The organism is Zoogloea sp., assembly GCF_023150065.1.
GTDB lineage: Bacteria > Pseudomonadota > Gammaproteobacteria > Burkholderiales > Rhodocyclaceae > Zoogloea.
On the sequence record NZ_JAKLLN010000022.1, the window covers coordinates 1 to 22,675 of the forward strand.

At 58.0% G+C, this 22,675-nt stretch carries 17 protein-coding genes, 7 tRNA genes and 1 pseudogene; all 25 read right to left on the reverse strand.

All coding sequences use genetic code 11. The features are described from left to right. Positions 1-266: pseudogene (locus L6Q67_RS19300) on the reverse strand (nucleotide sugar dehydrogenase); the annotation flags it as partial. A gap of 135 nt (positions 267-401) precedes the next feature. After that, positions 402-1,586 carry a glycosyltransferase family 4 protein gene (locus tag L6Q67_RS19305; RefSeq protein WP_296573418.1) on the reverse strand — a complete coding sequence of 395 codons (1,185 nt, stop codon included), beginning with the start codon at positions 1,584-1,586 and terminating at the stop codon, positions 402-404. A gap of 15 nt (positions 1,587-1,601) precedes the next feature. Then, the gene (wecB, locus tag L6Q67_RS19310; RefSeq protein ID WP_296573421.1) at positions 1,602-2,732 is read right to left on the reverse strand and encodes a non-hydrolyzing UDP-N-acetylglucosamine 2-epimerase; all 1,131 of its coding nucleotides are present in this window, start codon (positions 2,730-2,732) and stop codon (positions 1,602-1,604) included. Next, on the reverse strand, positions 2,729-3,838 hold the full coding sequence (locus L6Q67_RS19315) for a capsular polysaccharide biosynthesis protein CapF (protein WP_296573591.1): 1,110 nt from the start codon (positions 3,836-3,838) through the stop codon (positions 2,729-2,731). The genes wecB and L6Q67_RS19315 overlap by 4 nt, the downstream gene beginning before the upstream one ends. Positions 3,839-3,844: 6 nt before the next feature. Beyond that, a complete protein-coding gene (locus tag L6Q67_RS19320) occupies positions 3,845-4,882 on the reverse strand; it encodes a polysaccharide biosynthesis protein (protein WP_296573424.1) in 1,038 nt (345 codons plus the stop codon). A 23-nt stretch (positions 4,883-4,905) separates the two neighbouring features. Beyond that, complete coding sequence (locus L6Q67_RS19325) at positions 4,906-5,706, reverse strand: hypothetical protein (protein ID WP_296573427.1); 801 nt, start codon at positions 5,704-5,706, stop codon at positions 4,906-4,908. A gap of 17 nt (positions 5,707-5,723) precedes the next feature. Then, complete coding sequence (locus L6Q67_RS19330; RefSeq protein ID WP_296573430.1) at positions 5,724-6,851, reverse strand: glycosyltransferase; 1,128 nt, start codon at positions 6,849-6,851, stop codon at positions 5,724-5,726. A 67-nt stretch (positions 6,852-6,918) separates the two neighbouring features. After that, positions 6,919-7,992, reverse strand: a complete 1,074-nt coding sequence (locus L6Q67_RS19335; protein WP_296573433.1) for a glycosyltransferase — start codon at positions 7,990-7,992, stop codon at positions 6,919-6,921. 23 nt (positions 7,993-8,015) lie between these two features. Further along, complete coding sequence (locus L6Q67_RS19340) at positions 8,016-9,446, reverse strand: hypothetical protein (RefSeq protein WP_296573436.1); 1,431 nt, start codon at positions 9,444-9,446, stop codon at positions 8,016-8,018. A gap of 51 nt (positions 9,447-9,497) precedes the next feature. Further along, positions 9,498-10,775 (reverse strand): lipopolysaccharide biosynthesis protein, encoded by a 1,278-nt coding sequence (locus tag L6Q67_RS19345; protein WP_296573439.1) that lies wholly within the window; start codon positions 10,773-10,775, stop codon positions 9,498-9,500. After that, positions 10,768-11,913, reverse strand: a complete 1,146-nt coding sequence (locus tag L6Q67_RS19350; RefSeq protein ID WP_296573442.1) for a glycosyltransferase family 4 protein — start codon at positions 11,911-11,913, stop codon at positions 10,768-10,770. The genes L6Q67_RS19345 and L6Q67_RS19350 overlap by 8 nt, the downstream gene beginning before the upstream one ends. Positions 11,914-11,986: 73 nt before the next feature. Then, positions 11,987-14,209, reverse strand: a complete 2,223-nt coding sequence (locus tag L6Q67_RS19355) for a polysaccharide biosynthesis tyrosine autokinase (RefSeq protein ID WP_296573444.1) — start codon at positions 14,207-14,209, stop codon at positions 11,987-11,989. 130 nt (positions 14,210-14,339) lie between these two features. Continuing rightward, complete coding sequence (locus tag L6Q67_RS19360; protein ID WP_296573445.1) at positions 14,340-15,548, reverse strand: polysaccharide export protein; 1,209 nt, start codon at positions 15,546-15,548, stop codon at positions 14,340-14,342. A gap of 106 nt (positions 15,549-15,654) precedes the next feature. Then, positions 15,655-16,092 carry a low molecular weight protein-tyrosine-phosphatase gene (locus L6Q67_RS19365; RefSeq protein WP_296573448.1) on the reverse strand — a complete coding sequence of 146 codons (438 nt, stop codon included), beginning with the start codon at positions 16,090-16,092 and terminating at the stop codon, positions 15,655-15,657. A 14-nt stretch (positions 16,093-16,106) separates the two neighbouring features. Beyond that, positions 16,107-17,609: an MraY family glycosyltransferase gene (locus L6Q67_RS19370; protein ID WP_296573451.1), complete on the reverse strand. Its 1,503-nt coding sequence runs from the start codon at positions 17,607-17,609 to the stop codon at positions 16,107-16,109. Between the two features lie 372 nt (positions 17,610-17,981). Continuing rightward, entirely contained in the window at positions 17,982-18,800 is an 819-nt protein-coding gene (locus L6Q67_RS19375) for an NF038130 family PEP-CTERM protein (protein ID WP_296573453.1), read from the reverse strand. Between the two features lie 347 nt (positions 18,801-19,147). Continuing rightward, positions 19,148-19,224: transfer RNA gene (locus tag L6Q67_RS19380), tRNA-Asp, on the reverse strand. Between the two features lie 71 nt (positions 19,225-19,295). After that, positions 19,296-19,371 (reverse strand) — tRNA-Glu (locus tag L6Q67_RS19385). Between the two features lie 17 nt (positions 19,372-19,388). Then, positions 19,389-19,464 (reverse strand) — tRNA-Ala (locus tag L6Q67_RS19390). A gap of 43 nt (positions 19,465-19,507) precedes the next feature. Further along, positions 19,508-19,583: transfer RNA gene (locus tag L6Q67_RS19395), tRNA-Glu, on the reverse strand. 45 nt (positions 19,584-19,628) lie between these two features. Beyond that, positions 19,629-19,705: transfer RNA gene (locus L6Q67_RS19400), tRNA-Asp, on the reverse strand. 70 nt (positions 19,706-19,775) lie between these two features. Beyond that, positions 19,776-19,851: transfer RNA gene (locus L6Q67_RS19405), tRNA-Glu, on the reverse strand. A gap of 17 nt (positions 19,852-19,868) precedes the next feature. After that, positions 19,869-19,944: transfer RNA gene (locus L6Q67_RS19410), tRNA-Ala, on the reverse strand. Between the two features lie 110 nt (positions 19,945-20,054). Then, the gene (locus L6Q67_RS19415; RefSeq protein WP_296573455.1) at positions 20,055-21,461 is read right to left on the reverse strand and encodes an FAD-binding oxidoreductase; all 1,407 of its coding nucleotides are present in this window, start codon (positions 21,459-21,461) and stop codon (positions 20,055-20,057) included. 193 nt (positions 21,462-21,654) lie between these two features. Then, on the reverse strand, positions 21,655-22,572 hold the full coding sequence (gene rssA, locus L6Q67_RS19420) for a patatin-like phospholipase RssA (protein ID WP_296573457.1): 918 nt from the start codon (positions 22,570-22,572) through the stop codon (positions 21,655-21,657). Positions 22,573-22,675 lie beyond the last annotated feature (103 nt).

A 22,675-nucleotide genomic window follows, 5' to 3' on the forward strand; every position in this document is an offset into this window, starting at 1 on the left:
GGCTGGTGGGCGTCATCCACCGGGGTCGGCACGGCCACGATGATGAAGTCGGCCTCACTGATGATCTTCGGGTCGGTGCTGCAGGTGAGCTGCGTGGCGGCCTTCAGGTCTTCGGTGCTCACCTCGCCGGTCGGGTCGATGAAACGGCCGTAGGACTCCACCTTCTCCACGGACAGGTCGAAACCGACGGTCTTCATCTTCTTGCCGAATTCAACGGCGAGGGGCAGGCCAACGTAGCCGAGGCCGATTACTGCAATGGTAGTCATAGGCTTGTAAAAAATGATTAAAAATAACGACTTGGATCACTCTCCGGCCATTATCCCAGCCATTTCACTACCCTGCGAGCATTAAAGCCCCTGTGCCGTGAAGAAGGTCTGGCAGGCCCCCTTCATTTGAACCTCTCAACGCGACAACGCCCGCACAATCTGCTCGACAGCCGCCCGCGACGAATACAAACGATCTGACAAAGCCGTTGCCCGATTTGCGGTAGCGACGGGATCAAGCTCACACACGGCCTCGGCGAGCGCCTGAAACTCTGCCACCGAATCCCCCACATAGGCCTCGCCCACCTGCTCCTGGGCAATCAGCTCGGCCAGATCGTTCCCCGCGTTGATTCTTGCCAAAACCGGCAGGCCCGCCTGCATGTAGGTCAGAAACTTGCCAGGCACATTATGGGTTTTGTGACGAGGGTCGAGCATGACCAGCCCGACGTGACACTGGGCGAGCAAACCCGGCACCTCCCGGGGTTCGATCTCGTCGTGAAAGACCACGTTGGTCAGGGCCTTTTCGGCCGCCAGCGCCTTGAGCCGCGCCACGTCGCTACCGCGCCCTACAAACAAAAAGCCGATATCGGAACGAGCCTGCATGCCCTCGGCCAGCCCCAGCACCATATCCATGCCCTGGGCTGCCCCCATGTTTCCGGCGTAGACAAAGATGCGGCGTCCGGCGAGAGGACTGCTGGAAACCTGAAACGAGCAGCCCGCGTTGGTGGCCGGTGCCAGCCAGTTCTGCAGCACTTCCAGCCGACGCCCCGGCAGCCCAGCCCATGCCTTGAAATAAGGCAGGCCCGCATGAGACTGGACCCCGATGATGTCTGCCGCCGAATACTGGATCTGCTCGAAGTATTTGAAGAAGCGATAAACCGCCCCCCGCCCCATCAAGCCCAGATCTACCGCCCATTCAGGAAAGATGTCGCGGATGATCAGATAGCTCGGGCACCCGGCCTTCTTCTTGAGCCACGCCACAACGCTGCCAAAAAAGATGGTGGGTGAATACCAGATCACCGCATCCCATTTCACGTCCCGCAGGGTGCTGGCCGTCAGCCCACGGCGCACAAAATGGGACAAGAGCAGCTCGCCCAGCGTGCGCCGCACATACCCGGTATCGCGGGTTTGCATTGCCTTGACGCGGAGCACCTCCACGCCCTCCAGCCGGTCAAGCTTCCAGGGGCAGTCCAGACCTGCATCGGGCACGATCACGGTCATATCGTGCCCCTGCCGCAAAAACTCCTGGGAAAGATCCCTCAGCTGCACCGCACCCGAAGAACGCATAGGCGGATAAACGTCCGCAATCAAGGCAATACGCATCGACAAACAACCCTGTCAGTACTTCTTCCAAACCACGCGATTCACGTAGTCGGTGTAGCTGTGAATGATCCGCACCACCTTGTCGGACACGTTGGGCATGCTGTAATCGCCCACCTGCCGCAGGATGCGGGTATCGCCCGAAGGCTGGTCTTCAAGGATGGTCAGCCCCTGCATGATGCGTTCGGTGTTCATGCCCGTCATCATCACTGCCGCCTCTTCCATGCCTTCGGGGCGCTCGTGGGCATCACGCAGATTGAGCGCCGGGAAGTTCATGATCGACGACTCTTCGTTGATCGTGCCGCTGTCCGACAGCACCGCCTTGGCGGTGACCTGCAGCTTGTTGTAGTCCTTGAAGCCCAGAGGCTTGAGCAGCCGGACGAGCGGATGGAACCTGGCGCCCATGGCATCCACGCGCTTCTGGGTGCGAGGGTGCGTCGAGACGATCACCGGCATCTGGTACTTCTCGGCGATGGCATTGAGGCTGGCCACCAGATTGGTGAAGTTCTTGTCGGAATCGATGTTCTCTTCCCGATGGGCGCTCACCACAAAGAACTCGCGCTCCTTGAGCTCCAGGCGCTGGAGCACGTCCGACGCATCGATACCTTCACGGTAGAAGTTGAGCACTTCAAACATCGGGCTGCCGGTCTTGATGACCATATCGGGGGGCAAGCCCTCACGCAGCAGGTAATCGCGGGCGATAGTGCTGTAGGTGAGGTTGATGTCGGCGGTGTGATCAACGATGCGGCGGTTGATCTCCTCGGGCACCCGCATGTCAAAGCAGCGGTTGCCGGCTTCCATGTGAAAGGTGGGGATCTTGCGGCGCTTGGCCGGCAGCACGGCTATGCAGCTGTTGGTATCGCCCAGCACCAGCAGGGCATCGGGCTTTTCATCCGCCAGCACCTTATCCACGGCAATGATCACGTTGCCGATGGTCTCGGCGCCGGTGGCCCCCGCCGCATTCAAAAAGTGGTCGGGCTTGCGCACACCCAGATCGTCAAAAAAGATCTGGTTAAGCTCGTAGTCGTAGTTTTGCCCGGTATGCACCAGCACGTGCTCGCAATAGTCATCCAGCCGCGCCAGCACGCGGGACAGACGGATGATCTCGGGGCGCGTCCCTACAACGCTGACAACCTTCAACTTCTTCACGGATTCACCTTCCTGCCAACGGTATCGGGCTTCTCACGATCAAAGATCTCGTTGGCCCACAGCATGACGATCATTTCATCGTCGCCAATATTGGTAATGTTGTGCGTCCAGCCAGGCACGGTCTCAACAATGCGGCCCTCGCCACCCTTGGTGACCAGCTCGTAGTGCTCGCCAGTCACGATGTGCCGGAAACCAAAATGCGCCGTGCCCTTGAGCACCATGAACTTTTCGGTCTTGGTGTGGTGATAGTGCTCGCCACGGGTTACACCCGGATGTGACGTGAAATACGAAAACTGGCCGCAGTCCGGCGTCTTGAGCATCTCGACAAAATCGCCACGCGGGTCGGAATGCTTGACCACGCTGTAAGCAAACGCCTCGGGCGGCAGAAAGCTCAGGTAGGTGGAATACAGCGCCCGCACCAGGCCCGTGCCCACGCGGTCGGTAATCATCGAATCACGACTGGACGGAAAACCGCGGATGGTGTCCGCCACCTGACCCACGGTGGTGTCGTACTCAGGGCCTGCCGCCACAAACCCGCTGGGCGTGCCCGGCGCAAGCAGGGCCACAAAGGCCTCCACCACGTCGTCGATATACACCAGCTTGAGCGGTGCGGCGGGGTCGTTAACCTTGATCTCCAGCCCACGTGCGACGTTGTGGCAAAAGGTAGCCACCGCCGAGTTGTAATTGGGCTGCGACCACTTGCCAAACACATTGGTCAGCCGAAACACATAGGCAGGCGCCCCCGTACGCTGGCCATGCTGCAGCACGGCCTCTTCGGCCGCGCGCTTGCTCTGGCCATAAGGGTTGTCGAGTGCAGCCTGGGTGGACGACGACAGCACCACGGGCGCCTTGTTGCCCGATTCGGCCAACAGCGCACACACCGCTTCGGTGAGCCCGGCATTGCCGGTCGCAAACTCGCTTACATCCTTGGGGCGATTGATTCCCGCCAGATGAAACACAAAGTCGGCCCCCTTGAGCGCCTCGCGCAAGTCGTCGTCGGACGACTCGAGGGTGATGCGTGCAATGTCGGTGTGGCCCAGCTCGCCAAGGCGAACCGAGAGGTTGCGGCCGATAAACCCGTCGGCCCCGGTAATGACAATACGCATGGCCAATCAGTCCTGGGCTTCGGCGTGCTCGCCACGAGCGATCTTTTGCATGAAGTCGAGCTTGAGCAGCAGCTTGGTCATGCCTTCCACATCCAGACGCTCGGTGTTGTGGGACGTGTACTCCACCGCCTCGCTGATCTTCTGCTCGCCTTCGACAAAGTACTTGTCGTAGTTGAGATCGCGGCCATCCGCCGGAACACGGAAATACCCCGGCAGATCCTCGGCACCAGCACGCTCTTCGCGGCTCAACAGAGCCTCATAGAGCTTTTCGCCATGGCGGGTGCCAATCACGCGCACCTCATGCTCGGGCTTCTTCATCAGGCCCAGGATCGACTGGGTGAGCACATCCACCGTGGCCGCCGGCGCCTTTTGCACAAAGATATCGCCATTGTTGCCATGCTCGAAGGCATACAGCACCAGATCCACCGCATCATCCAGCGTCATCATGAAGCGGGTCATGTTGGGGTCGGTAATGGTGATCGGCTTGCCATTGCGCACCTGATCCACAAACAGCGGAATCACCGAACCACGCGACGCCATGACGTTGCCGTAGCGCGTACCGCAAATCACCGTCCCGGTGCCTTCGAGGTTGCGGGACGCAGCCACCATCACCTTTTCCATCATCGCCTTGCTGATACCCATGGCGTTGATGGGGTACACCGCCTTGTCGGTGGAAAGGCAGACCACGCGCTTCACCTTGTTGGCAATGGCCGCCTCAATCATGTTCTCGGTGCCGAGCACATTGGTGCGCACCGCCTGCATGGGGTGGAATTCGCACGACGGCACCTGCTTGAGGGCTGCCGCGTGAAACACGTAGTCCACACCCCGCATGGCAGTATTGACCGAGTGCGGGTCACGCACATCGCCAATGTAGAACTTCAGCTTGTTGTTGTTGTAGAGCTTCCGCATGTCGTCCTGCTTCTTCTCGTCGCGGGAGAAGATGCGGATCTCACCGATATCGGTGTTGAGGAAACGGCGGAGGACGGCGTTACCGAAGGAACCGGTGCCGCCGGTAATCAACAAAACCTTGCCTTCAAAATTCATGATGAGCTCACAAAACTAGTTTATCAATTCTTCTTTGCACTGGACTTATGCAGCCGACTCGCCACCGCTTGTCGATACATAATGGCCTCTGCTATCAGTCGATCGAGTGCATAAATGACGCCAGCTCTCCCATCCATAAAGCCGCGACGCCAGAAAAAGCTGACGAACGGAACTGCGAATATAAGCAGAGGCCACCGCACCCTCAATTTATCCCGAGAGGACACTTTCCCTTCGACATATCTAGCAACGAGGTTATTGGCATAACGAAACTGAGACTGAAGGTAGCTGCTATAGCTCTTTCGGTCATCATGGATAAGCTTGTTTTTTACCCGGCCAACCTTGACCCCATCCGCCACCTTCTCGGCGTGACCAGTACTAACGAAACAGGCCTTTCCCGTTCGAAACAGAAAAACTTTCGGCGGGCACAATGAAGCGCGCTGCAACGCGACGCCCTCCGAGTACATCTCCACGACTGCATCAAGGATTCGCCAATCCTGATCAGCCCCTCTTAAAAGCTCTCCAATTTCATTCTGCAATGCACGGGAAACAACCATATCTGAATCAAGAACTATAACAAACCGATAGGCAGCGCCAATGGTCTCAACGATTTCGTTATAGGCATTGCAGTGATTGGAGTAGGTATACGCCTGTACTTCAGCGAACGAAAATCTTGAGACGATTTCAACTGTCTTGTCTGACGACCCCGAATCAAGGACATGAACGGGCCAACCCGTGCCATCAAACGCACCAACTGAACGGGATATGTTCTCTTCTTCGTTCTTCGCAAGAATGAAAACACCAATCGGACTAACGTTCGCACTCACAATCGTCTCCCTCAAAACTAATCCAGTCGAACGCACGCAGGTCGATCTCCACGTCCCAAAACCCAAGAATATGTAGCCAACATTCTCTCTGCCACGCTACTCCATGAAAACTCATCATTCATCCACTGCCGACCAGCGCTCCCCATCAGCGAGAGTTCCTCTCTAGGACATGCCATCGCCTGCCGCAACGCAGCCAACAATGGCTCTTCACCAATTTCTGGCCACCACCCAGCCCCCTTGCCAAGAACACCAGACCACGGCGCGCCTTGGCTCACAACAACAGGGACTCCACATGCAAGCGCCTCCGCCACCGTCATTGCGAAATTCTCTGAGTGAGTCGGAAGAACATAGAGATCCGAGGCCTGATAGACGTTTAGCTTCTCAGCCCCATAAACAGGGCCTGCAAATTCGACACGCGGCAGCGTCAGATTATTTGCAAGTGCTACAAGAGATCTCGCGGTTTCATTGTTATCCGGACCAACGATTTTAAGACTCCAATCCGGAAACTCCCTCGCCAAAGTTCTCCAAGCCTTCAACAAGAAATCGACACCCTTCACTGGGTGAAGCCGCCCCAGAAAAAGCAAAGTGCGCGCAGACGCGACCTTCCCTGGCTGAAGATCGGGAAGGTCTATCCCATTCGGAATAACAGCCACAGGCTGCCTATATCCCATACGCCGAATATCCTCATACTCAGCATCCGCTGTCGCATGAAAACAAGTCACATGTGTCATCGATGGCTTCTGAACCAACGGCCAGAAAAAACGCTTGACCTTCGATCCGCTTGAAAGAGCCCAAGAAGACAACGTTCCTCGGGGGGACACAATATAGGGAACCGTACTACGCTTGGTAGCCCAGCCAGGATACACATTAGGCATCATCCAAAGGCTGTGGTTGTGAACAATATCGGCTTTTCCGGAGACGACCTGCTCACGAAGCCACCTCCTCATTAACGGAGACCGCCCAAGTCTCGCAGGCCCGACCCCTTTCGGAAAAGAATGGACATACGATTTATGACCTTCACCACCAACAAGCGCGATATTGGAATCTACAGCAAGCTGGATGAGCGACTCACACAACCGAACGACAGAGTAACTCGGCCCAGAAGCCTCCTTATCTATGTCCGGCATGGAATGAATTATCTTCAAACTAAGGACCTTTACTTAGAGCAAGCGCAGTTAGGAAACACAAAGAAAATGCGAAAAACGGCACACATCACCAAGCCAGCCGTGGCATTGGGAAGCCGCTTTCTTTCCCCGAAAGTGTGTTCAAAAGAAGGCTTAACCTATGCTCGTAAGTATGCTCCGCGTGCGCGCGCCGCAAAGCCGCCTCCCCAATACACTTTCGCTCCTCTGCGCGGGGCAACCAGTACTCCAACTTTTCCTTCAGGTCAGCCATACCTCGAAAGGTCACAAGCTCTCTACCATCTTCAAATAGCTGCTCAACCCCGGGCCTCCAATCAACCATTTGAAACGCTCCGGCACCAGCAACCTCAAAGCAACGGACATTGACGCCCCACACTTCGCCGTAATGAAGATTATTAATTACAACCTTCGCTCCGCGAAACGCTCTAACTTTCTCGTGATCATAAACACCTCGCCCCTGATGCATGCTGGAAACTGCACCTGGCATCATCCAAAGGGGAGCTGGATTACCCCACAACTTCACATCATAGTCCGCCAGATGCTTCAAGCATGCAACACGCCAAGAATGTTGATTTCCCGCGGTTGTCACATCGCACTCATACTCAGAAAGATCGCCTAGATCACTCTCGGGAAGCCAATGCCTCCGTCGATTAAAGCACTCTGGAAGATAGTGCACTGGGCTTTTTAAAACATCACCGAGGGCATGGCGTATAAATGGATCTTTAAAAAACAATCCGTCGTAGCTCGAATTCATGAAGAACCCCCGGTGGAAATTAACCATCGCATCGGGGAACCACATCGCGACTTTAGCTTTACTCAAACGCTTGAGTTCTTCAACCTCTCTCGGCCAAAGAAAATCATGACAAACAATAACAACGTCAAAAACTCCACTGCCGACAACATCCCAAAGATCATTCATGCGATGAGCGCGGACCGCAGGAATGCCATCTGTGGCGGAATACAACACGCCCTTTATCTGGTCAATTCTGTGCCAAACACGCCCCTTCCGCCTCCCGGACCTAAACCCGGGTTCAAAGCGTGAAGTCTTGCAACCAAGAACTTCTAGCGTCTCGGAAATATGGACAGCAAATCCTTCTGCATAAAACTTACCTACCACCAAAACGCTCAGAGAGGGCTCAATCATTTTGCCACCAATATGCACATGCGCTATCGAGTGCCCGCCGACCGAGGTCGAAAGAAAACCCTCTGAATTCGATCAAATGCGACCACGTAAACAATAAAAATAAGCGGAGACGACACAGCATAGATCGTGTGAATCTCCTGCAAACCGCTCGCCCTAGACAGAAATGCAAAATACCCCACCAGAGGCACAATCCCAAACTCTGCTTTTTTAATCAGGAACCGAGATGAGGAAAAATAGATCCATCCCAACAGACCCATTCCAATAACAACCCCAGGGACACCAAACATCCAATACAACTCCGTGGGCAACATCATGGCAGTTGCACTTGTTGCTGTCTCGGGGCTATCTGCATTGCCAAGATACCAAGTGAACCAGGCGCCAGGCATATAAAGCGGCTTATCCGGCCACAGGAATCGGGGCACAAAGATCGTAGCAAGACCTTCAATCAAGACCGGACCAATAAATCCGTCACGCTCCGCTATAAGCATTACAAGCCCCCCCTGCTCAGCAGAGGCTCCTCGAGTAAGCCACTTAGCCGCGCCGTCAGAGGCGGTCTCAAGCACCCCCTCCTTATCCCACAGCTCAAACACGCGCTCAGCCACATCTGCGATTGTCGCCTTCTCCGTTGCACTCCCTCCTGCATGCTCCCAATTTAGGACTCGCCACTCCTGAGTAAAGGGAAAAAGAAAGAGAACAATAACCATCACACAACACCCCAAAAGTGCCACACGTGCAATTGTTATCTTCCGAACAATAGGAAGCAGTATTGGCAAGGACACGAGAGCCGCCTCCGCCTTCATCCCTGTCTGCAGCGCAATCACATAAAGAGGCAACAAAGCCGCAAGGGCAACCCAAGACTTCTTTCTCCCCAAAGCAAAGATAGAGCCCCCTCCGAGAAGAACCGCAACTGCGCCTATAGAAAACAGTCGCAATAACTCCACCCCCATCCCAAGCGATGCCGACAAACCCAATGTGTGCAGCGCCAAATACGAACCGAGAGATACTCCGTAAGTACCGAACAGCACACGAGGAGGAGGCTCTCCCTGAATACACAGGGGCCGCCTTCCCTCCAAAAGTATCCACACAAAAGTAAATACAACGGCAGCGCTGAGGAAGACAACCTCAGCTTGAAACTGATACTGCAAAGGCACAATTTCCCGCGCGGCTAGCACATCCCCAACTCGGCCGGCAGAGCCCGCATTACCCGAAACAGCAAGGCCTAACGCAGTTAAAGTCTTACTGAACAGCTGCATTAGCAGCATAATTGTCAAGAAATCCGGCAGCGGCGAAGAGGCGGTTTCCTTGAGTCGCTTTCGGACCAAAGCAGCGCAGAACGCTTGCCCGAGCATCAGCACCCCAACAGTCGCCCTCCAGTCATCGACAGGAAAAACAATCACGACAACAAGAGCCAGAGTTGACCATACAAAAGTCAACAATTGAAATCCACTAATCACTTAGCGCTTCCAAATAGGGGGAGAGGTAAAGAGCCCAAAATTTCGTGACACCTAGCGCTGACCGGGGCTAAAACGAATCCAGGGAGCGGCCAAGCTGAAGGCCAAGACAAGTTGCACGCCGCAGTAAACGGGAACTGCAATCGCAGCCCCTTGGAGCCCGAAATTACGGATACAAAAAAAACCGACAACAACAGCAGAAAATGCACCACCGACCTCAATCAACAGAACACGCTTTGTAGCCTCATGTGCATAACAAATTCGATTCGCCACATGAGACAAAATAAGCAGCGAATATCCGGCAACCACATAGGGCAAAAGACCAGAAGCGGACCTATATCCAGCGCCAAGAAGCAGCCCAGCCAACCAAACATGACAGATTGAGGCAATAGCAACAGCGCACAAAGAACCACCACAAACCAAGAGAATCCATTTGACTATGTAATTCTTGGCTAAAGAATCATCACCTCTAGCCACGGCATGCTGATAAGCAGGTCTAATTGTGGTTTCGATTACCCCGCCGAACATTGCCATGGGGCGACTAGCCAACCCGTAAACGGCAACATATAGACCAACATCAGCCGGCGTCAACATGACGCCAATCAGATATCTATCGGCCATTCCAGAAACCCATCCGATCAGACCCAGGGGCAGCAAGGGGATCGAATACCTCCAAAACCTTGAACTTAAATCGGAGTGTGCAGCTGTAGCTTCAGCGGTTCGACTTAGCGCCGGCTCTACAGGAACGCGCTTGTGCATAATTAGCCACGCAGCGATTGAGGCAAACAAATAAGCGAGCAACACCCATGTCGTATCCGCCCCAAGCGAGCCAATAAGGAGATAGGCTAGCAATGGACGCCCCCAAGCTTCAAGCAAGGCCCAAACACCTGCTGGCTTAAAGGCTCTCAGGGCATTCAGATACGCAAGACTGCTCATTCTCGCGACATCGACAATCGCGAGCAGGAACAAGATCAATAGATCTGACGCAGAGGCATCTCCCTTTAAGAAAAAATAGAGAGCAACAAGACCCAATACGGGGAGAGCAAACCCACCTAATCTCAGAAGCTGTGAGATCACAACATCCTTAACTATTCTTCCTTTCCCATTCTCATGAAACTCGGGATAAAAACGGAGCAATGCCTGCATTGTCGGGTTAGCCATGGCCGCCGACACCAGCGCAATAGCCCCCACCCACAAACTCACCTCACCAAAAACCGAGGGCGGGACGACCTCGGTCAGAAGACGCATCCCCAGCAGTTGCCCAACCGCAGACAGACCCTGCAGGGCAGCAATCCAAGCACCATCCGTAAGCAAGGAGCGGGACTTAATCATTTATCTGCACAGCTGTTGCATAGGCCATATAACTCCGAAAGAAGGCTTCAGGACTGAACTTCCCGTCGACCATAGCCCTTCCCGCCACGCCCATTCTCTTAGACGCCTCTCGATCCATATACAGGGTACGAATGCGCGCAACCAAAGCAGCTACATCACCGTACTCAACGAGAAATCCAGTTTCGCCATGCGAAATAACATCTGGCGTACCTCCATGATTTCCACCAATACATGGCTTTCCAAATCGCATCGCTTCAAGAAACACAATTCCAAAGCCTTCTTTTTTGCTGGGCATTACAAAGACATCACAGTCCTGATACGCAGCGACGAGCTCCTCGTCGCCAACTCCACCAAGGAAGCTAACCTGATTTGAAACCCCTAGCGTGGCGGAAAGCTCTTTCAAGCGATCCTGATCATCCCCCTTTCCAACCATGCTCAGATGGATATCAGGGCACTCTTCGCGCAAGACAGAAACGGCCTCGATGATGTGATCAAACCCTTTTAGGCGTTCAGACACACTTTGGCGGGCAACACACAGGAGCTTGAAGCCACCACTCAACTTAAAGTGCGTATCTCCGGTTTCGACCCGAACATCAGCACAGAGAGGCGTTACACGAAATTTATCTAGCGGAATACCATTAAGGTGAGCGCATTCGTCCGCGGTATATTGGGTGGTAGCGATAAGACAATCTGCTCCCATAAGCCCAATACGGTCTTCCCACGAAACACGTCTCCAGACCTCAATACCGTGAAGGATGATGTAGTAAGCCTTGATTTTTCCAAGCGTTTTAAGAACGCGCGCAACCGGCCCCAAACCCACATGCCCTACGAACAGCACATCTGCGCGCTTTCCTGAGGTGAGCATGTGCCAGATCAGGGCGAGTTTGGATCTCTCCCCCCCCCATACGGTTAGCCCCAAAGGCATCGATGGATGCTCACGAAGGGAAACCGATGAGTCGTTAAGGCTTATGCAATAGCCGTGGGAAATCCTCTTCTCCAGGCGAAGTCGCTCGATGACTTCTGCGACCCTGAACATAAATGACTGGATACCGCCCCGAGTGGCCATTTCGGAAGCCAAAAGACCTACACAGTGATTAACGGGTTGACTCATCGTGCCCCTGTCGTGGCTTTTCTTCATGGGTATCTAAAACAAACTGGCACCGGCTCTCAATCTATTCAACATCAAACCGCGGCATCAGGGATAAAAAGCATCAGCTCTTCTTGTACTGATAACGATAGACATAGCCTTTATAGCCATAGCGGTATCGCTGCCGATCAGTATCAAGATCATTGAAGACAAAGCCTTTAACCTGCACACCAGCATGATTAAGACGCTTCACCGCCTGTTCCAGTTCGGCAATCGGATGACGGCCTGCACGAGCAACCATCAGGGTCGCACCTGTGTGACGACCAATGATTGCGGCATCGGACACAGCAAGAATCGGCGGAGCATCGACGATTAGCGTATCGAACTGCTCACTTAGCTTTTCCAGCAACCCCTCAAAGCGGAGGTGCATGAGCAACTCTGATGGATTGGGAGGGATTTGTCCTGTAGTCACGACCCAAAGATTCGGAACACTTGTCGGCTTTACAACGTGCTCAAACTCAGCAGCTCCCGCCACATACTCGCTTATCCCTGTCTCGCGCCGGAGTCCAAACTCTTTGTTGATATGGCCTTTTCTCAAATCCGCATCAACAATCACCACACGCTGGCCCGCCTGTGCCAGAACAGCACCAAGATTCTTGGAGATGAAACTTTTTCCCAAACCAGGACTAGAGCCCGTTATCAACAACGACTTGTGCTGTGTATCGAGAAGAGCAAAGTGTATTGTTGTTCTCAGCCCCCTCAGACTTTCAACAGCATCATCCTCGGGGTTTGAGATCGCAAGTAACTCGTTAGCGCCATTTTTCCCATGTGAGCGCTTCTGAATTTCGACCTCTTGTCGACTGTGAGGAATAGTTGCGTAGACCGGTAGCCCCATCCGCGCTTCAATCGTTTCAGGCTGTTCAATCACCACACGCAGTGATCGCTTGATCCAGACCAAAACGACGCCACACAGGAATCCAAGAAGAAGAGATGTCACGACAACAACCGATTTCTTCGTGCCAATTGGGTCGCGTGATGCCACAGCACTATCGATGACTCTCACATCGCCCGTGGTACCCGCCTTGGACACGCGGAGCTGCTGGGATGTATTGACCAGGTTGGTGTACAGGGTGGTGGACACCTCCACATCCCGCGCTAGCTGCAGCACCCTTTGCTGCGTATCGGGCAGCTTGTTAACGTCGCTGTCAAACTGCTTGCGGCGTTCGCGCAGGCGCTCCAGGCGCTGGTCTACGGCCTGCACGCGGGGGTGCTCGGCAGTAAAGCTCTGGCGCAGTTCATCGCGCTCTTGCCGCAGGGCAACGATCTGGTTGTCCACCTCCACCAAAGACTGCAGCACGCTCTGGGTTTCGATGTTCAGGTCGAGCGAGCCGCGGCTCTGGCGGTAGTTGTTGTAGGCGGCCTCGGCGGCGTCCATCTCCTTTTTAAGGGCGGGCAGCTGGGTTTCGAGGAATTTGAGGGTATTTTCGGCTTCGGCCGAACGCTGCTCCACGTTCTGGCGCACATAGGTGTTCAGGATGTCGTCCAGCACGGCCACGATCTTTTCGGTGTCCGGGCCGGTAAAGCTGGCTTCGAGAATGCCGGATTTCTTGCCGCGCTCCTTGACGGCGAATTGGGCACGAAGCGCCTTTACCGCCATCTCGGACGAACGCTTGACGAGCACGAAGCGGGTGCCAGGGCGAGCCACAAGGCGCGATACGAACACGGCAAACTGCTGCTCTTCAACGCGGGTGCCCACCTGCCCCTTTAGGATCAGGTTGCCTTCTTCGTCCAGCAGGTCAAATGCACCGCCTTCGCCGGCCACAAGGCTGAGCGGCTTGTCCAGCAGGCTGCGCGGCACCCGCAGAGAGTCCACCTGGATCTTTTCGCCCCCCCAGGCATAGCTGCCCAGGCCCATGAAGGCAGGGGCCAGTTCGTCGCCCTTGTGGCGCCGGGCCATGGCACCGCCCAGCAGCGGGAGGGTTTTGGGGCTGGCCTCGATGTCGAGCTTGAGCTTGTCGATGACGCGGCCCAGCACCATGCGCGACGTGAGGATTTCGAGCTCAGCCGATACGGTGGTGCTGTCGCCCAACAGCGGTTGCAGGTCTTTGAGGGCAGACATGCCGGTGGATTTCTCTTCGACCTGGAGCAGGCCATCCGCCCGATACACGGGCTTGCTCACAAACGTCCAGGCGAAACCGAGCAGGAGAAACAGGGCGGTGACGGCGGCGATGAGCCAGCGATGCTCCATGAGCACGGCAATGATCTCGCCAATGGCGAGGCCTTCGTCGGCGTCGTCGGCACGCTGGATCTGCTGGCCTTGATTGAGGGGAAGCTTGTCGTTGTCCATGGTTTCGTCGGGTTGTGTGGTTTGGCTAGCCAAAGCCCGGACCAGAGGCGGCGGTCACGGGCTTTATTGCGGCATGGCTTTGGTCGAATGGATTCGACCCCACAGGAGGGAAGTTCAGGCTGTCAGGCGATCAGGGCTGACGACCACCAAACAGGGGGTACTGGGTTCCGCTGACCTGGAAGAGCGTCTGGGCGGTGGGCAGGATGTTGGAGACCACACGGTTCCAGCGCACCACGTCGGCCGCATCCACATACACGATGTCCCGCGGGCGCAGGGGGAAGCGGTCGGCCAGCAGCATGGCATCAGGCGATGAGCCATCCAGGTGGAAGAGCTGCGGGGTTTCGCTTTCGCCGCGCATCACGTAGATCCACTTGGGGTTGGAGCGGTCTTGAGTGATGTAACCCGCGTCGGCCAGGGCTTCGGCCAGGGTGGAGCGCTTTTTGGTCATGACCATGGAGCCGGGCTTGGTGACTTCGCCCAGCACAAAGATCTTGTTGAAGCTGCGGTCTTGCACGTTGAGGATGTCGCCGGGCTCGAGCAGTGCGTTTTGCTCGGTGGCACCGTTTTCGTACATGGCCTGGATGTCCACCCGGTAGGTGGCGCCCTTCCGGGTGAGCAGCACGCGGCTGTGGTCGGCCTCGGGGGCGAAGCCGCCGGCACGGTTTACGGCCTCGAGCACGGTCAGGGGGATGTCGGTGACTTCGAGCAGGCCGGGCTTGGACACCTCACCCACCACGTACACGCGCTTGCTGCGAAACGCGGCCATGCGCACGTCCAGTTGGACCTTTTCGATGTACTTGGCCAGGCCCTTGGCGAGCATGTCACGCACCTGGCGGGTGGTTTTGCCGGCGACGTTAAGGGTGCCTACGTAGGGGTAGAAGATGGTGCCATCTTCATTCACCACGGTGCCTGCCTGGTCGGCAGAACGATATTGACCGGCGGGGGTGGTGAGCTCGGGGTGGTCCCAAACGATGATGGTGAGTACGTCGCCGGGGCCGATCTTGTAGTCGGGGGCGGCCAGGTTTTCCTTGATGCCCTTGCCGCTGTTGGCGGTGAGGTTGTCGTTGGTGGCGGTGGGGCGCTGCGGCTGAGCCGTTGCCTTGAGTTGATCGATGATCAGCTCGGCGGTGATGGGCTTGATGGCGATGTTGTCGGGCACGGGCTCGGCAGCGTCGTTTTGCTTGACCGGCAGCTTGACGGCAGACTTTTGATCGCGCAGCGAATAGGCCCTGTCACCGGGGACGATGGCACAGGCGCCCAGGGATGCACAGAGGGTAGCCAGAAGGATGCTGCGCAGATGCCCGCGCGGCTTGGCGAGGCGAGTGAATTGTGTCTTCATGGATTCACGAATTCCGAAGAGGTGAACGACACCCTGAATGATAACGGAGCCTGGTTTTGCAACGCGGGGCACAGGACACGGTTGGAGTGGATTGGGGAGCTGTCGGTCATAGCCGCTTGCTCCAGGCATCCACCCCGGCATCGATCAGGGCTACGGCTTCGTCCCAGGCTTGCTGGTTGCGCTTGTAGGGGTCGGGGATTTCCTGCTTGCTCCAGTGGCCCAGCAGAAAGGTCTTGCCACGCACGGTGGCGTCGATTTGGGTAAGGGCTTCGCGGTGATGGGATTCCATGACCAGCACCAGCTGGGCCCAGCGGCACAGCTCGGGCGTGGCTTGCTGGGCACGATGCGCAGAAAGGTCGAGCCCCCGGGGGGCCATCATGGCGATGGCGGTGTCGTGGGCGGGGTCACCCACCAGCGCACCGACACCGGCCGAACGTACGTCGGCCTTGCGGCTGGCGGCGTTTAGCGTGCTGCGGAGAAGGAACTCCCCCACAGGGCTTCGGCATATGTTGCCCGTACAGACAACCAGGATGCGCTCATACAATGTTCAGCCCCCAATCAGACTTGGCTGGTCTGCAGGACGCTGGACTCGCCTGCCGAGCTGAGCACACTGAATACAAGGCGGCCCTTGCCGGCACCACGCCGGTCTTCGAGGCGACGATCGGAACTGCGGGCCTTGCTGCCCACGCGGCGGTCGTTGCTTTCGCAGCGCTCCACAAAGGGCCGCATCTTGAGCCGGCGGTCGCGCCGGTACTGGCGGCGGATGACGGCCATCACGTCGCGGATCTCGCGGTGAGATACATCCTGCTCGTCGCAGAGCAGCTCAATGACGCCATAACCGCGGGTGGCGCCCCCTTCGGGCCGGAAGACGCTGAACCGGAAGTCGTAGTGCGGACCGATGCGGTTGTTGAGCATATTGACGAACTCGTTCGTCTTGTCGATGGCCAGGCCCGAGACATGCACGCCCACGGCATGGGCCGACGTGAACCCGAATACCCGATGAATGCGCCGCAACAGGGGCACAAAGCGCCACGGCCGCAGCAGCACATAGAAACACAGCGCAAAAGCACACACAAAGCCAATCAGCATGTCGAGCTCGGCGACATCGGCATACAGCCCCGCCAGGCCGATTGCGCCAAAGACCAGCTGCGCCAGGGCCAGCACGGCCACCGTGTCTTGTACGCGGAAGCCCGCGCGCAGGAAGAGATGATGCAGGTGGTTGCGGTCGGGACGGAATGGCGAACGCTTCATCCACAGGCGACGCAGCATGACGCTGAGGGTGTCGATGAGGGGCACAGCAAACAGCCAAAGGGTCGTCACGGGCGAGACAAAACGCTGGGCGGGGAGCGCCTGGGAGAGATCGGCCAGCAACCAGGCGAAGATGAAGCCCAGCTGCATGCTGCCGTTGTCACCCAGGAAACAGCGGGCACGGCGCTGCTTGAAGAAACGCAGATTGAAATACAGGAAGCCCACCACGCCGCCCATGATGGTGATGACCATGGTGAAGTAGGCAAAGTCACGGGCCTGGAACAACACAAAGGCAATGAGCAGCAGGCAGACCGTAGACAGGGAGCCCGACAGGCCGTCGATGCCGTCGATCATGTTGAGGGAGTTGATGGCACCAATGGTGGCAATGACAGTGAGGACCACGCCAAAGGGCCCGAGCTGCACCACGCCCATGCCCAAATCGCCCAGATCGACAATCGAAACCCCACCCCAAAAGACCATGACCAGGCCCACGGCCGCCTGAACCATGAAGCGGATCTTGTAGCCGAGCTGCAGCACATCATCGGCAAAGCCGGTGATGAACATGGCCAGCACGCCAAACAGAAAAGCAGGCACCCGGACACTGAACTGGGGGAAGAAATGGGCAACGATGCCAACGGCGCAGAGGGTGGCCGCCAACACGCCAACACCGCCTACAAATGGGGTGACCGTGTCGTGCGCCTTGTGACCACCGGGCTGATCGACGATGCCCAGTTTGTGCGACGCAACGATGCCGTACCGTATTGCGACAACGGATAAAACCACGCCCAGCAGAAAAAGTGCCGCAGACAGCATTTGACTAGACCCTTAATCGACCCACGCGAACCCGGGTTGCATCTGGACCCGGCAAAGGCTTGATATTTAGCCCGAAAACGCGAAGCCCCCGGGCCTCGACGATGCATACCACCTGCTTATGACGAAAGCAGAAGGCACACGGCATGCGGATTGTAACCATCGCACGCCGTAATCATAAGCCCAAGATATTACAGAATATTACACTTACCCAGCAAGCATAGCCGCTACGGGACCGCAGTGCACCATTCCAGGCGCGCAAAAAACCCCGCTCGCTCCCGAGCAGGGAAAATGCACTGCTAACCAAAACCCCCCGCCAAGCGGAAGGAGGCTTTGGTTATAAGACGGGCGGGAAGAAACCCCGCCCTGTCCTGATCAGGCCTTGCGACGACGCAGGGCAGCCAGACCCGCTACGCCCAGGCCAAAGAGGGCCAGGGTGCCGGGCAGGGGCACGGCGCTGGTGGTGACTTCGTAGTTGCCGGAGTAGGAACGGAACTGATCGTTGGCGGAAACGCCGGAGGCGGTGGCGTCGAAGGTGTAGAGGTAGGAGGTGACGCCGCCGTAGGTGATCTTGACCACTTCACTGGCCTGGGAACCGGCCGGAGCCAGCGGGCTCAGGAGGCGCAGGAAGTTGGTGGCATCGTAGAGGCCAGCCAGACCCACCTTGAGCTCACCGCCGTCCTGGAAGACGTAGGAGATGTTGGGGTCAGACACGAACTGGAAGGGGGACAGACCGCCCAGCACAGCGCTGGGGTTGTAGAAACCCTGGATTGCGGTCTGCAGGTCGGCGGCAGAGATGGCAGAACCGAAAGCGGCCTGGTAGGCGGCGCTGATGTACTGCTCGGTCAGGGAAGTGTAGGTGCCAAAGCTGTTGCCGGTGAACCAGTCGGCCTTGGTGAGGCTCGACAGGGTGATGGCGTGACCGTTGATGGTGCCGGTAAGGGTGGAAACAGAGCCGGCGAACTTGCTCAGCTCAACGTTACCGCCAGGGGCTGCAGCATCGCCGGCCAGCAGGCTGGGCAGGGTGGCAGCCGGGTTGACGGACAGGGTGCCAACCGGGCCTTCAGCCCACTTGGTGATCAGGCCATTGGTAACAGCGTTGTCGAGAGTGTAGATGGCGGCGTAAGCAGAGGAAGAAGCAGCTGCGCCGAGGGCAAGGGCGATGATGGCGCCGGTCTTGAACTTGTTGATCACGTTACACACTCCTGAAAGCAGAAATTCAATTAAAGGATGGGCTTATTTATTTCGCACTTTTCACACATCACCTCACCCCAAAACGGGCAAAAACGACGGCAAAAAACACTCGCAGGAATAATTTAGCAATAAATGGGCCAACGATATTTTTCCTTTTATTTCAATAATTTAAAAAGACGCCCCCTGCCCTGCCTTAGAGATTGTAAAAATGACCGACACAAATAATTCAAAAGTCATTATGATAAAATTTGCGGAATTGCCAATTGGCTTAATTAATGCGCATTGGGAGATGCAAAACGCGAGGCGCAAAAAAACAAAGGGAAGCCGAAGCTTCCCTTTGTTGTTTGTGGCGGAGTGGACGGGACTCGAACCCGCGACCCCCGGCGTGACAGGCCGGTATTCTAACCAACTGAACTACCACTCCGCGCTAACCTGCCGCTGCGCCCGATTCGGGCTGCAACTGCCTGCACATTGCTGCACAGGACTCTTTGATCCTGGCGTCCCCACGGGGATTCGAACCCCGGTTATCGCCGTGAAAGGGCGGTGTCCTAGGCCTCTAGACGATGGGGACCCGGTACAACTTAAAAGTGGTGGAGGTAAACGGGATCGAACCGATGACCTCTTGCATGCCATGCAAGCGCTCTCCCAGCTGAGCTATACCCCCACGAAACTGCTACGGACTCCATCGCTGCGAACCCGCCAAATCCTGGCGTCCCCACGGGGATTCGAACCCCGGTTATCGCCGTGAAAGGGCGGTGTCCTAGGCCTCTAGACGATGGGGACCTGAACCGTCATCAAGGAAGCTGGGGCTCCCCTGCTTTAAATCTGTGGCGGAGTGGACGGGACTCGAACCCGCGACCCCCGGCGTGACAGGCCGGTATTCTAACCAACTGAACTACCACTCCGCTTTAACTGCCATTGCAAGCCAACCGGGCTGCAACTGCCTGCACATTACTGCACAGGACTCTTTGATCCTGGCGTCCCCACGGGGATTCGAACCCCGGTTATCGCCGTGAAAGGGCGGTGTCCTAGGCCTCTAGACGATGGGGACCCGGTACTGCAAATTCTTGGTGGAGGTAAACGGGATCGAACCGATGACCTCTTGCATGCCATGCAAGCGCTCTCCCAGCTGAGCTATACCCCCGTGCAACGAGAAACGCATTATAGAGAGGACATTGCCCGATGTAAACCTCTTTTTGGGATTTTTGTTAAGGCTGCTACCGCGAGTGGTGAACGGTTTCGTAGGGGTGGGTGCTAAAGCACCTTTCCTGGGTTCATCAGACCTTGCGGGTCGAGGGTGGCCTTGATGCGCTGCATGAGCTCCAGCTCAAGCGGCTGCTTGTAGCCGGGAAGGATGCCGCGCTTGAGCTGGCCGATACCGTGTTCGGCGGAGATGGAACCGCCCAGTTCGTGCACCAGGCCATGAACGACGCGCCCGACCTCTTCGGTGCGGGCGATGAAGGCAGCGTTTTCGTCGTGGCGGGGACGGCTCTGGTTGTAGTGGAGGTTGCCGTCGCCCACATGGCCGAAGGCGACGATGCGCAGGCCGGGGTAGCAGGCTTCGAGGGCGGCGCCGGCACGGTCGAGAAACTCGGGGATGGCGCTGACCGGCACGGAAATGTCGTGCTTGATGCTGACGCCTTCGCGCTTCTGGGCTTCGGAGATGTTCTCGCGCAGGCTCCACAGGGCGGCGGCCTGGGCCTGGCTGGTGGCGATGGTGCCATCGAGCACGGCGCCGTCGGCGATGGCGGTGGCGAGCTCGGCCTCGAGGATGGCGGGCAGGTCGATGACGGTCAGGGTGTCGGTGAGTTCGACCAGTACGTACCAGGGCTGTGCCTGGGCCAGGGGGTCGCGGGCACCGGGGATGTGCTGGAGGACGAGATCGAGGGAGGGGCGGCTGATGAGCTCGAAGGCGGTTACCCGGTCGCCGGCCACGCCGCGCAGACGGGCGAGCAGTTCGACCGCCGCCGCAGGCCCGGCCACGGCCAGCCAGGCGGTGACCGTCTGCCGGGGCTTGGCGAAGAGCTTGAGGGTGGCGGCGGTGACGATGCCCAGGGTGCCCTCGGCACCGATGAACAGGTGCTTGAGGTCGTAGCCGGTGTTGTCTTTGCGCAGGGCGCGCAGGCCGTTCCAGATCTGGCCGTCGGGAAGGACGACCTCCAGCCCGAGAACCAGCTCGCGGGTATTGCCGTAGCGCAGCACCTGCACGCCGCCAGCGTTGGTGGAGATGACACCGCCGACTTCGCAGGTGCCTTCGCTGGCGAGGGACAGGGGAAACAGGCGCCCTGCCCCGTCGGCCGCGGCCTGCACCTGGGCCAGGGTTACGCCGGCCTCGACGGTGATGGCGTTGTTGGCGGGGTCGATGTGGCGGATCTGGCGCAGGCGGGAGAGATTGATCACCACCGCCCGGCCGTCCGCCAGGGGCGTGGCGCCGCCGCAGAGGCCGGTGTTGCCGCCCTGGGGCACGATGGGCACACCGGCAGCAGCGCAGGCCTGGACCACGGCAGCGACCTGGGCGGTGTCGGCCGGCAGGACGACGGCCTGCGCGGCACCGGTGTAGCGGCCGCGCCAGTCGGTGAGGTAGGACGCGGTGGCGGATGCGTCGGTGAGGCAGTGACTGGCACCGACGAGGTTGCGGAGGGTGTCGAGGAGCGGGGTCATGGCGGACTGCGGTGAAGAGGTCGAATGAATTCGACCCTACAGGAAAACGCGCGGCAAGGCTGCCTTTGCGGGGCGGTGATCTGTGTGGGGGGGATTGGTGGGGGCGACTTCAGTCGCCCGCGGACTTCGATCAAGGGTGTGCCGGTGGTCAACGCACGGATGGGCGACTGAAGTCGCCCCTACAAGGCGCAGCCTAGCGGCCCAGCGCCCGGAGGATGGCGGGCATGGCGGCTTCGACGGCGGCCTCGCCTTCGGCGATGGCTTCGGCGCCGCGATGAAAATCCATCAGCCCGAGCTGGGCGAGGCGGGGAGAGATGAGGACGTCGGCGGGCTCGCCGGCGAGGCGGCTGCGGGCGATACGCACGGACATGATGGCGATGCTGCTCTGCATGACATTGAGCATGGAGGGCAGGCTTTCGTCGGCGCCCTCCTCGTCCGCCGCCCCCGACTTGCCATTGCGCCCGAAGCGGGCAAGCAGGCGGCGGGACCAGCCGCTGGCGTTCTCGGCCTGGGCTTCGACGGGGTGACGGTTGCGCCAGGTCCAGCCGACCGCATCGGAGTTGAGCTCGACGGCGATGACCACGTCGGCGCCCATGGCCCGGGCGAGGGAGACGGGCACGGGGTTGACCAGGCCCCCATCCACCAGCAGCCGGCTGTCCTGCCAGACCGGGGCCATCAATCCGGGCAGGGCGATGGAGGCGCGCACGGCGTTGGCGATGCTGCCATCCCGCAGCCAGACTTCGTGGCCGGTATGCAGGTCGGTGGCCACGCAGCCGAAGAGGTGGGGCAAGGCGGTGAAGTCGCGGTCGACGAACTGGCGCTGGAAGAAGGCCATGAGCTTGTCGCCCTTGAGCAGACCTCCGCGCAGCCCCATGTCCATCAGGCCGACCACATCCTGCCAGCCGAGGGTTTCGACCCAGGCGCCGAGCTTTTCCACATCGCCGGCAGCGGCAACGGCACCGACAAAGGCGCCGATGGAACAGCCGCTGATGATCTGCGGCTCGATGCCCTCCCGCGCCAGGGCCCGCAGAACACCGATATGCGCCCACCCGCGGGCAGAGCCACTGCCGAGGGCAATGCCGATGCGAGGGGGGCGTTTGGTGTGGGTCATGGCTCTACTGTGAGATCGACTTCACGCTCGCCGCAGGGACAAGGACTGCAGGGGCGGCTCGTAGGGGCGACTTCAGTCGCCCAATACGCGTCGATCACAGACA

Excerpts from the sequence above, each read along its gene's own strand:
- L6Q67_RS19305 (WP_296573418.1), bottom strand. The coding sequence starts at position 1,586 with ATGCGTATTGCCTTGATTGCGGACGTTTATCCGCCTATGCGTTCTTCG.
- L6Q67_RS19315 (WP_296573591.1), bottom strand. The coding sequence starts at position 3,838 with ATGCGTATTGTCATTACCGGGGCCGACGGGTTTATCGGCCGCAACCTC.
- L6Q67_RS19320 (WP_296573424.1), bottom strand. The coding sequence starts at position 4,882 with ATGAATTTTGAAGGCAAGGTTTTGTTGATTACCGGCGGCACCGGTTCC.
- L6Q67_RS19335 (WP_296573433.1), bottom strand. The coding sequence starts at position 7,992 with ATGATTGAGCCCTCTCTGAGCGTTTTGGTGGTAGGTAAGTTTTATGCA.
- L6Q67_RS19345 (WP_296573439.1), bottom strand. The coding sequence starts at position 10,775 with ATGATTAAGTCCCGCTCCTTGCTTACGGATGGTGCTTGGATTGCTGCC.
- L6Q67_RS19350 (WP_296573442.1), bottom strand. The coding sequence starts at position 11,913 with ATGAAGAAAAGCCACGACAGGGGCACGATGAGTCAACCCGTTAATCAC.
- L6Q67_RS19355 (WP_296573444.1), bottom strand. The coding sequence starts at position 14,209 with ATGGACAACGACAAGCTTCCCCTCAATCAAGGCCAGCAGATCCAGCGT.
- L6Q67_RS19360 (WP_296573445.1), bottom strand. The coding sequence starts at position 15,548 with ATGAAGACACAATTCACTCGCCTCGCCAAGCCGCGCGGGCATCTGCGC.
- L6Q67_RS19370 (WP_296573451.1), bottom strand. The coding sequence starts at position 17,609 with ATGCTGTCTGCGGCACTTTTTCTGCTGGGCGTGGTTTTATCCGTTGTC.
- L6Q67_RS19415 (WP_296573455.1), bottom strand. The coding sequence starts at position 21,461 with ATGACCCCGCTCCTCGACACCCTCCGCAACCTCGTCGGTGCCAGTCAC.
- rssA (WP_296573457.1), bottom strand. The coding sequence starts at position 22,572 with ATGACCCACACCAAACGCCCCCCTCGCATCGGCATTGCCCTCGGCAGT.